5 protein-coding genes and 1 pseudogene are annotated in these 3,160 nt (G+C 44.3%); all 6 read right to left on the bottom strand.

Going from position 1 to position 3,160, the window contains the following annotated elements:
* A partial coding sequence (locus BGM27_RS20120) for a DnaD domain protein (protein WP_217031359.1) occupies positions 1-626 on the bottom strand: 626 nt, incomplete at its 3' end.
* Positions 627-790: 164 nt separating this feature from the next.
* Entirely contained in the window at positions 791-1,630 is an 840-nt protein-coding gene (locus BGM27_RS20115) for a recombinase RecT (protein WP_013351197.1), read from the bottom strand.
* Between the two features lie 2 nt (positions 1,631-1,632).
* Positions 1,633-2,583 carry a YqaJ viral recombinase family nuclease gene (locus tag BGM27_RS20110; RefSeq protein WP_014471495.1) on the bottom strand — a complete coding sequence of 317 codons (951 nt, stop codon included), beginning with the start codon at positions 2,581-2,583 and terminating at the stop codon, positions 1,633-1,635.
* Complete coding sequence (locus BGM27_RS20105; RefSeq protein ID WP_041482285.1) at positions 2,583-2,768, bottom strand: hypothetical protein; 186 nt, start codon at positions 2,766-2,768, stop codon at positions 2,583-2,585. The genes BGM27_RS20110 and BGM27_RS20105 overlap by 1 nt, the downstream gene beginning before the upstream one ends.
* A gap of 101 nt (positions 2,769-2,869) precedes the next feature.
* A complete protein-coding gene (locus BGM27_RS20100; protein WP_013351193.1) occupies positions 2,870-3,067 on the bottom strand; it encodes a YqaI family protein in 198 nt (65 codons plus the stop codon).
* A pseudogene (locus BGM27_RS20670) lies at positions 3,064-3,160 on the bottom strand (YqaH family protein); the annotation flags it as partial. The gene BGM27_RS20100 and the pseudogene BGM27_RS20670, both read right to left, overlap by 4 nt.

Below are 3,160 nucleotides of genomic sequence, written 5' to 3'. Positions count from 1 at the left end.
TATCTTGCGTTTTGCGAGCTTCCATACTGCTGTTTCTCCTTTCGTCTCTGGCTGAATGGGTTTGAGAGGATTGCTTCAATGTAATTCAGATTGACGTTGTTGCCCTTGCTTCTGAAAGCCTGTTTCATTGCTTCCATGACTTTCTCTTCGCCGTAATCATCCACCATATACCCGAGCCGCTGAACCTCCATTGTGCCAATTGTGCGGGCTGTTTTGTTTTCGAATAGTTCAAATGCGTTTTTCATTTTTTCGTCAACCTCCTGCTGTGCTTTTGGCGCTGATTCTTTTGGCGATGCTGCGTCTGGTATATCTGCTTTACCGTTCTCTGTTTCCTCATTACGCACTGGATTTTCAAAAGAGATCAGTTTGTATTTCCCGGCCTTTCTCCCCTGCGGCTCATATTCTATTCGTTTGAGCTCGATTAGAATTTTTCGATGCTTTATTAGTGTTGCTTCTGTGATTTCTATTTTGGCTTGAAGAGTGGTATTTGAAGTGGTGAACCACTCCCGCCACCCGGTTTTATTGTTGATGTGCATCAGATGGAACCATAACGCTTGTGTTGTTGCAGACAACGGATTCGTTTCTAACCAATTCATGAAGCCGTTCATTTCTTTCAGGTAGTTCATGGCTCACCTACTTCCTTTCACACAGTGCTGTCATGCCGCTGATGCGGACTAAACGTAAGCCAGGTTCATTTGTTCTGAGATAGCCTTCGACATAATCACGGAACAGCTGGGCGCGATTTGGTGCCCCTTCCGTCATCCACTTGTAACAGAAAGGGATGCCAACCTTAATCAAATGGCAGGTCATTTTCACTAATATCAACAGGCTTACCATCAAAAGGATCAGCATTCTGCGCGCTTGGCTTTTCTTCCGGTGCTTCAGCATCAATAATCTCTGGCTCTGCCATTGCGTCAGTAATGTCAATCCGCTCACGTTCCTCGTTATCCTCGATGACTGCCTTTTGCATTTCAACGGAGAGAATCCCCCATTTACTAAGCATGGATTTAAGAACGGTTTTAAGCGCCATTGCGTCCCAGTCCTTGCCCCAGCCAAAGTCCGACTTACTAAACTTCTTTTTGTGTTTCTCTACTTGCGTCTTTGTCCAATACACTGTTTTCCGGAAACCGTTTAAAAGCTCAAAGTAAGCAGCGTAGCCAATAACCGCATCTGATTCCCGTTTTTCAAAATCAATCTCTATTTCCTCGGTTAGTGGGTTCCACTTTTGCAATTCTCCTTTATGGACAGGTATGCAATTGATAGATTTATATTGGCCTGTCCGCAAAGCAAGCTGAATGTATCCTTTGTAACCAAGCTGAAATTGCGCGCGCCCTTTATACGGAACGATCCAGGCATAACCCAAGTTCTTATCCACTGGCAGATCAAGCGTTGCCGCCACCATAGCCGATGAAATTACACTCATAGGTTCTGCTTTTTGAAGAGTATTTTCACTGTTGTACAGACTTAAAATTGATGCTGTGAATTGAGACGCCCTTTTCCCCAGAACTTCTTCAAACCGGTTCATGACTGCCGGAGAAGAAAGCAGGCCTTTCATCGTTGTTCCCTGCGGCTGCCCTGGCGCGTTATTCTGTTTTTGAATGTTATTTTTAAGTGATTCATTTGTAGCCATATTTAGCTAACCTCCTTAATTCCAAAGCGTCTGTATTGAACTTCTTTTGTGACTTTCTCATATACATCTGGAAACTGCTCTTTCAGTTTATTAGTGTCGATCCGGTTAGTTATAACCGGTTTCCAGCTGGTCTGATAGTTTCCAATGAATCCGTATTCTGCTTCCTTCATTTCGTGCTTGATTTGGTTTTCTAATTCTTTCGCCTGCAATTGCAATTCAGCGATGCTTTCCTTTAATTGCAAATACTGCTTTATCCGTTCACGGTTTACCGCTGTAAGATCAATAACCTTGTTGCTTTCCGTTTCCGCATACCTTTTTTTCAGATATTCTTCTGCTGCGCTTGATCCGTCCAATGCGGGAGCAACCCCACCCAACACCGCAGTATTCCAAAACTCGACTTCGGCAGTGAATATCATTTCGATTAATTCATCATCCCGCTCAATTTCTTTCCAGACGAATTTATTGCCGCCGATCAGAACAGCAAAGTATGCTTTTTTATACTCGGGACCAAGCACTCCAAGATAGTGCTGGACCTGAACAATATAGTCAGCAGGGATCTCGTCATTTTCCCATTCTTTCAAGTTGTATTCCGATGTGGTCTTACATTCCAGAATGGCCTTTTCTCCAACGATCATTCGGTCAATATTCGCCAAAATGAAATCATGTTCAGGATGCTTCAGCATGGACCTTTTACGCCTAACTTTTTTCCCGCTCCGCACTTCAAATTCTTTTGCGACAATGTCCTCAAGGATTGAGCCGAAGTAAGCCGCCTCACTGGCTGACTCACTGACCGGGACTTGTCCCGTTTTGTCCAGCCATAATTCAAATGCGGTTCTCCATTTGTTTAACCCCAAGATTACGGAGGCATCTGAACCGCCGATGCCCTTCCGTCGCTCAAGAAGCCATTCGTCCCGACTCATGTCCGCTGTCGAAGCGAAAACCTCTGCTTGCATTAAATAATCCCTGCCTTTCTTTTGTATGCTTCCGCACCAAGCCGCTGCCATTCTCGGTATGCGTCCATTGACGGGAAGGAAAATACGGGTTTGCCTTTACTGAACATGATTGAGCCGCCGACTTCTCTCAGGCGCTGTTGATCGTCCGCCCGGTCACTGAAAGATGCTGTTATTCGTTTAGCCATGTATAAAACCTCCATTGTTTTTTATGGGGCGTTTTGGTATAATAGGAATACAATCAATTACCAAAACGCCTTACCTAGTCCACTCTGCCAAGTGGGCTTTTTTATTGCGCTGAATGAAACCTAAATCCGAGTTGTTCCTTTAAATAGCGTTTAAGATTGTCTTGTAAAATCATCTCGCCGCTGTCGATTACATAATTATCTGCTGACGTTACTTCATCCCCGAAAAAGTCCTTTTTTGTTTCCGGTTCAGTCGCCTTGTCATGCCAGTTGTTCAAGACCATTGGATTTTCAATATTCATTGTGAACACCTACTTACAACACTCAGGTGAATCCCTCGGGCCGCCATATTTAAAACGGTTTGATGTAAGCGCCCTTTATTCGCCAGTCGGCTG

It is taken from the genome of Bacillus sp. FJAT-27001, assembly GCF_019039175.1.
Lineage (GTDB): Bacteria > Bacillota > Bacilli > Bacillales > Bacillaceae > Bacillus > Bacillus velezensis.
The sequence above is the reverse complement of the archived record's forward strand: the minus strand, read 5'-3'. Positions and strand labels throughout refer to the sequence as shown.